The organism is Flavobacterium sp. (assembly GCF_043779715.1).
GTDB lineage: Bacteria > Bacteroidota > Bacteroidia > Flavobacteriales > Flavobacteriaceae > Flavobacterium.
Window position 1 is genome coordinate 1 of the sequence record NZ_JAYWDT010000209.1, and the last position, 6,304, is coordinate 6,304.

Consider the following 6,304-nt stretch of genomic DNA (forward strand, 5'->3'; position numbering starts at 1 on the left):
TATAGAATATATTTTGCTTTTCGGTAGTTGCGTTTGATTTTTTGAACAGGCATTTTTTTATGGTCTAGTATCGGTAAGATGAGTTTAAATAGTGCTGATTCTAAAAAAAAACAACAACTCTATTTTGTGAGTTGTTGTTTTTTTAATATGTTTTTTAAATTTTTATAAAGTCGCTGGCTTCTCTGCAGAACAGGCTTTTTTTGCAGCACAACATCCAGCTTTTTTCTCAGTAGCAACTGGATTTTCTGCTGCAACACTAGCTTCTAGATTTGCTTTTTTAGATTTTCTAACTTTTTTAGGTTTTTCTTGAGTTGGATTTTCTTGATACAACATTGCTTTATCAGCAGATGATTTTACGTTCGAAACTTTATAGGTTTTACCATCAGCAACAGCTTCTACAGTTTCGACCAATTTTTCTGGAGTTTGTACCGTTGCATCATATTGTATGGTTGCCGTTTTTTTATCAAAATCGACTGATGCTTTTTGTACACCCTCAAGACCTGCTAATTTATTTTCGATTGTTTTTGCACAACCCATTGCACAAGTCATTCCTTCAACATTGAAACTTGTAGTTTCTGCTTTTGCAATTGCTGGAGAAACCGAAGCTGTTTCAGTTTTGGTTTCAGTAGTTTCTTTTTTACAACCCACAAATATTGAAGCAGTTGCAATTAATATTCCTAATGTTATTTTGATGTTTTTCATAGTACAAAAATTAAATATTAAAATTATGAATAACAAAAATATGCAAAAAACGATTTGATATCCATAAAAATAACAGAATTTTGGGAATTCAAAATTAAACTATGCTGACTAAAGATAATAAATGGGTTTTACTAATAGCACTTTCGCTTATTTGGGGAAGTTCATTTATACTAATAAAAAGAGGTTTGGTAGGTTTAAATCCTTATCAATTAGGCTCGTTACGAATTATTTTTGCAGCTACATTTTTGCTTATTATAGGTTTTAAAAGTCTATTTAAAATACCGATTGACAAATGGAGATTTATAATTTTAACAGCTTTTTTAGGTACATTTTTTCCTGTTTTCTTATTTGCTTATGCACAAACAGGTATAAAAAGTTCTGTTAGCGGAATTTTAAATTCTTTAACACCATTATATACGATGCTTTTAGGCGCATTAGCTTTTGGTTTTTCTTTCAGAAGAAATCAAATAATAGGTGTTGTTTTGGGACTTAGTGGCTGTTTGTTATTAGTTGTTAATGGAAATTCGGCACATGGTAAGACCAATTATTTTTGTACAACTTTAGTCGTTGTTGCGACAATTTGTTATGCTTTGAATGTAAATTTAATAAAGAAATATCTGTCAGATGTTACTCCGCTAGGTATTACCACGGGGAATTTTGCAGTGTTATTAATTCCGGCAATTGTCATCCTATTTGGTTCTGGTTTTACAAATGTAATGACACAAACCGCAGTTCAACATTCAGTTTTATTTATTATGATACTTGGCGTATTTGGTACTGGAGTTGCTAATATTTTGTATTTTCAATTGGTACAAATAACATCACCACTAACGGCTTCGTCAGTAACTTATTTTATTCCTATTGTGGCTATGAGTTGGGGAATTCTTGACGGAGAAATGTTAAATTCTTTACAGTTTTTTGGTGCTTTTGTAATTTTCGTAGGTGTTTATACGGCTACTAAAAAGTAGAAACTGTTATTTTTTGCAATAATGATTGGAATTTTCGACAGGATATTTTTTGTCTAAATCGATATTATTGAAGCTTTGATTGTTTCCCCATGAAAAATACTTTTCGTAGTATGGTAAAAACCTGTTAGTTTTTATTTTTTCTAAAAAGTAGATTTCATGTTCTTTCTCTTTGATACCCATTTCGTAAAGCATCGTGTCATAAGTTATAATTCCTAACGAATTAAAAAATTGTTTCATTCTGAAATACTCGCAAACATTACCGCTTTCTAATCTTCCTGCGAAATAAAATGGCATAAACCAACCTATAATATGACAACTTGCAGAGATTACTTTACCAATAATATAAAATTTGAACTCGTAATATTTTGAAATTGGAATATCAAAATCATTCATGATTTGTAAAACTTCCTTACGGTGAAACCATTCGTCGATTTCTATTTGACGAATTTCTTTTTTCTCTGTTTCATCTTTTACCGAAGCAGCATGACCTTGATAGGCAAATGCAGCAGCTTTCTCGGCAGAGTAAGCTTTTTTTATTAAATCGACTAATTCTGGATGATTTAATGTCATTACTCGATTGATTTTACAACTTGTTTCTCCGCTTCTTTTCTAGTTCCGTCGAAACCATCAATTCCTGAAACAGTCGTGTATTTTAGGACGTGTTTTTTACCTGGATTCATACGTTGGTAAACACTTTGTACCATAAGTGTTGCTTCGTGAAAACCACAAAGAATAAGTTTCAATTTTCCGGGATAAGTGTTTATATCACCAATGGCATAAATACCTTCAATATTGGTTTGATAATCTAAAGCATTGTTTACTTTGATAGCGTTTTTTTCAATCTCTAATCCCCAGTTTGCAATAGCTCCCAATTTTGGTGTAAGACCAAAAAGCGGAATAAAATAATCGGTTTTGATGTTACGATGTGCACCATTTTCTTCAATATCTATCGATTCGAGATGTTCAGATCCGTTAAGACCTACAACTTCTGCGGGTGTTATAAGATGTATTTTTCCAGCATGTTTGAGTTCTTGTACTTTCTCGACAGAATCTAATGCACCACGAAATTCGTTTCTTCGGTGTATTAAGGTTACTTCGGAAGCAACATTAGATAGGAAAACACTCCAATCTAGTGCCGAATCTCCTCCGCCAGCAATTACGATTTTTTTGTCACGAAATAATTCTGGATTTTTTACAAAATATTCGACGCCTTTGTCTTCATAAAACTCAATGTCTTCGATAAGTGGTTTTCTTGGTTCGAAACTACCTAATCCGCCAGCAATAGCGATTGAGTTTGCGTGGTGTTGCGTTCCTTTGTCAGTAGTTACGATAAAGGTCCCGTCTTCGAGTTTTTGTATGGTATCGGCTTTTTCGTTTAGGGTAAATCCTGGTTGAAATTGCTTGATTTGTTCCATTAAATTATCAACTAAATCACCTGCCAAAACTGAAGGATAACCTGGAATATCAAAAATAGGTTTCTTTGGATATAATTCGGTTAGTTGCCCGCCAGGTTGCGGTAAACCATCTATAATATGACATTTTAGTTTGAGAAGTCCTGCTTCAAATACTGTAAAAAGTCCGGTTGGACCTGCTCCGATGATAAGTATATCTGTTTCAATCATTTTTATTCTAGTCTAAAGTCTAAAGTCTAAAAGTCCTAAAGACTTTAAAACTTTGAAAATCTAATTATATTCTGAAAAATATTGTTGGTTTGCGTGAGGGATTGCAGTGGAAATCCTTTTTTGAGGTTTTTCTCCGAAAAAAAAGATTGTAACGGAAAGCCCGACCCCGCCATTAAAAGCGGGGTCATGCCCAAGTTTTATGCTACATTGACCACAGTTTCTATTTGTGGGGCGTATTTTTTGATTGTGGTTTCTACACCAGCTCGCATCGTCATTTGGCTTACGCTGCATGATGTACAAGCGCCTTGCAAGCGAACTTTTACATGCTTAGAGTCTTCGATTGAAACCAATGCAATATCTCCGCCGTCAGAATTCAAAAAAGGTCTGATTTCTTCTAGGGCTTTTTCTACGTTTAATATTAATTCTTCTGGTGTCATATTTAGACTACTTAGATTATTAGATTATTAGATCATTTAGACTGCTTGTATTTTTAGACAACTTAGACTAACTAAATAATCTAAAAATACAAGCAGTCTAAAATGTCTATTTTTTTACTGCGCTACAACCTGCCATTGTAGTAATTTTAATTGCTTCGGTAGCGGGTAAGTTTTCGTTTCTAGCTACGGTTTCTCTCACTACATTTCTTGTTACTTCTTCGAAAATTGTTTCAATTATTGATGCGGTTTGTAATGCTGCTGGACGACCGTAATCTCCTGCTTCGCGAATGCTTTGTACCAATGGAATTTCTCCCAAAAATGGTACTTGTAAATCTTCTGCAAGATTTTTTGCACCTTCTTTTCCAAAAATGTAATATTTATTATCAGGTAATTCTTCTGGTGTGAAGTAAGCCATGTTTTCGATAATTCCTAAAACTGGAACATTGATACTGTCCGATAAGAACATAGAAACCCCTTTTTTAGCATCGGCTAAAGCCACGGCTTGCGGTGTACTTACGACAACCGCTCCAGTTATTGGCAATGATTGCATGATAGACAAATGAATATCGCCTGTTCCTGGTGGTAAATCGATTAACATAAAATCGAGTTCGCCCCAAGCAGCATCAAAAATCATTTGGTTTAGTGCTTTGGCAGCCATTGGTCCACGCCAAATAACGGCTTGACTTGGTGCTGTAAAAAATCCTATAGATAATATTTTAACTTCAAAACTCTCGACAGGTTTCATTTTCGATTTTCCGTCGACTTCGATAGAAATGGGTTTTTCGTTTTCTACATCGAACATAATTGGCATGCTTGGTCCGTAAATATCAGCATCTAAAACACCAACTTTAAAACCCATTTTTGCCAATGTTACGGCTAAATTTGCTGTAACAGTAGATTTCCCTACGCCTCCTTTTCCTGAAGCTACGGCAATAATATTTTTGATTCCAGGAATTGCTTTTCCTTTTATTTCGTTTGCTTTTTCAGCGGTTTCGACCTTGATATTTACTTTTACTTTGGCAGTAGCCAAAAAAGTATCTTGTATGAGTTTGCGGATATCGTCTTCTGCACGTTTCTTTATGTGCATGGCTGGTGTAGAAAGTACTAAATCGACCACAACTTCGTCTCCAAAAGTGATTACATTAGTTACAGCGCCACTTTCGACCATATTTTTTCCTTCGCCTGCTATAGAAATGGTTTCTAAAGCTTTGAGTATTTCTTTTCTATCTAATTTCATATTGTACCTCTTGTCTTTATTAAGACTGATTTTAGATTGCAAAGATAGTGAAGAAGTTACATAATGACAAAGTTAAAGAGTCGTAAAGTTTTGATAATTGTTTCAGTTATACTAAAAAACATTAGAAACAAAAAAACCGTCTCATTATTACAATGAGACGGTTTCTAATTAATCTTTAATTTCCTTTCCTTGGTTGTCATTAAAATGATATTCAAGGTACGTGTAAGAATCACGTGGAATAATTTTTATCCATTTTTTATATTCAAAAAACCATTTTGAACGTATTGATGGATATCCTTTTACAAGGTAAGCGGCTATAAATGGGTGTACATTAAGTACTACTTTTTTATGCAACTTTATAATTCTTTCTAAATCGGAAGCAATTCTGTCAATGATTAAAATAGGCGCTTCAATGTCGCTATTTTCATTATTAGGATCCTCTTCACGAGTTTCAATATTTACTTCTGGTCTAACTCGTTGTCTAGTAATTTGTACTATCCCGAATTTGCTAGGAGGCAATATTTTGTGTTTTGCTTTGTCGTCACTCATTTCTTCTCTTAAGAAATCGAACAGTACTTTACGATTGTCAGGATTAGACATATCTATAAAATCGACGCATATAATACCACCCATATCTCGTAAACGCAATTGTCTTGCTACCTCGGCAGCCGCAATCATGTTTACTTCGAGAGCTGTATCTTCCTGATTGGTCGCTTTGTTCGAGCGGTTTCCGCTGTTTACATCAATCACGTGCATGGCTTCGGTGTGCTCGATAATAAGGTAAGCACCTTTGCTCATTGATACGGATTTACCAAACGAGGTTTTTATTTGTCTTTCGATACTGTACTTTTCAAAGATTGGAGTGTCTTTCGACTGATAAAGCTTTACCATTGATTCTTTACTAGGAGCAATTTGTTGAATGTACTCTTTCGTTTCGTTAAACAGTTCTTCGTCATCTATTACAATTCCGCTAAAAGTATCATTAAAAACATCTCGTAATATTGATGATGCTCTGTTGAGTTCTCCTAGCACTTTTGATGGATGATTTGCTGTTGGTATTCTTTTGCACATTGATGTCCATTTGTCCATCAAGTTTTGCAAGTCTTTGTCTATTTCTGCAACTTTTTTGCCTTCTGCTACTGTGCGAACAATAACACCGAATCCTTTTGGTTTGATAGATTGTACAAGACGTTTTAGTCTGTCTTTTTCTTCTTTAGAATCTATTTTTTGAGAAATAGATACTCGGTCTGAAAACGGTACTAAAACAATAAATCTTCCAGCAAGAGAAAGCTCTGAGCTTATTCTTGGTCCTTTAGTAGATATTGGTTCTTTAACCAC

General features: G+C 34.3%; 7 protein-coding genes. 1 reads left to right on the forward strand and 6 read right to left on the reverse strand.

All coding sequences use genetic code 11. The features are described 5' to 3' along the window. Positions 1-162: 162 nt before the first annotated feature. Positions 163-702, reverse strand: a complete 540-nt coding sequence (locus ACH2BG_RS10070; RefSeq protein WP_395047562.1) for a heavy-metal-associated domain-containing protein — start codon at positions 700-702, stop codon at positions 163-165. Between the two features lie 101 nt (positions 703-803). On the opposite strand from ACH2BG_RS10070, the gene ACH2BG_RS10075 reads away from it, so the two are divergent. Then, the gene (locus ACH2BG_RS10075) at positions 804-1,670 is read left to right on the forward strand and encodes a DMT family transporter (protein ID WP_395047563.1); all 867 of its coding nucleotides are present in this window, start codon (positions 804-806) and stop codon (positions 1,668-1,670) included. A 6-nt stretch (positions 1,671-1,676) separates the two neighbouring features. Here the strand turns inward: ACH2BG_RS10075 and ACH2BG_RS10080 are convergent, their stop codons facing one another. The 5 genes from ACH2BG_RS10080 to ACH2BG_RS10100 all read right to left on the reverse strand — a co-directional run. After that, a complete protein-coding gene (locus tag ACH2BG_RS10080; protein ID WP_395047564.1) occupies positions 1,677-2,240 on the reverse strand; it encodes a hypothetical protein in 564 nt (187 codons plus the stop codon). Further along, entirely contained in the window at positions 2,240-3,292 is a 1,053-nt protein-coding gene (locus ACH2BG_RS10085) for an NAD(P)/FAD-dependent oxidoreductase (protein ID WP_395047565.1), read from the reverse strand. Before ACH2BG_RS10085 ends, ACH2BG_RS10080 begins: the two co-directional genes overlap by 1 nt. 197 nt (positions 3,293-3,489) lie before the next feature. After that, positions 3,490-3,729 (reverse strand): NifU family protein, encoded by a 240-nt coding sequence (locus ACH2BG_RS10090; RefSeq protein ID WP_395047566.1) that lies wholly within the window; start codon positions 3,727-3,729, stop codon positions 3,490-3,492. A 106-nt stretch (positions 3,730-3,835) separates the two neighbouring features. After that, positions 3,836-4,966, reverse strand: a complete 1,131-nt coding sequence (locus tag ACH2BG_RS10095) for a P-loop NTPase (RefSeq protein WP_395047567.1) — start codon at positions 4,964-4,966, stop codon at positions 3,836-3,838. A 168-nt stretch (positions 4,967-5,134) separates the two neighbouring features. Beyond that, a partial coding sequence (locus ACH2BG_RS10100) for a ribonuclease E/G (RefSeq protein ID WP_395047568.1) occupies positions 5,135-6,304 on the reverse strand: 1,170 nt, incomplete at its 5' end.

Coding starts and splice junctions, on each gene's coding strand:
- ACH2BG_RS10070 (WP_395047562.1), bottom strand. CDS start 702: ATGAAAAACATCAAAATAACATTAGGAATATTAATTGCAACTGCTTCA.
- ACH2BG_RS10075 (WP_395047563.1), top strand. CDS start 804: ATGCTGACTAAAGATAATAAATGGGTTTTACTAATAGCACTTTCGCTT.
- ACH2BG_RS10080 (WP_395047564.1), bottom strand. CDS start 2,240: ATGACATTAAATCATCCAGAATTAGTCGATTTAATAAAAAAAGCTTAC.
- ACH2BG_RS10085 (WP_395047565.1), bottom strand. CDS start 3,292: ATGATTGAAACAGATATACTTATCATCGGAGCAGGTCCAACCGGACTT.
- ACH2BG_RS10090 (WP_395047566.1), bottom strand. CDS start 3,729: ATGACACCAGAAGAATTAATATTAAACGTAGAAAAAGCCCTAGAAGAA.
- ACH2BG_RS10095 (WP_395047567.1), bottom strand. CDS start 4,966: ATGAAATTAGATAGAAAAGAAATACTCAAAGCTTTAGAAACCATTTCT.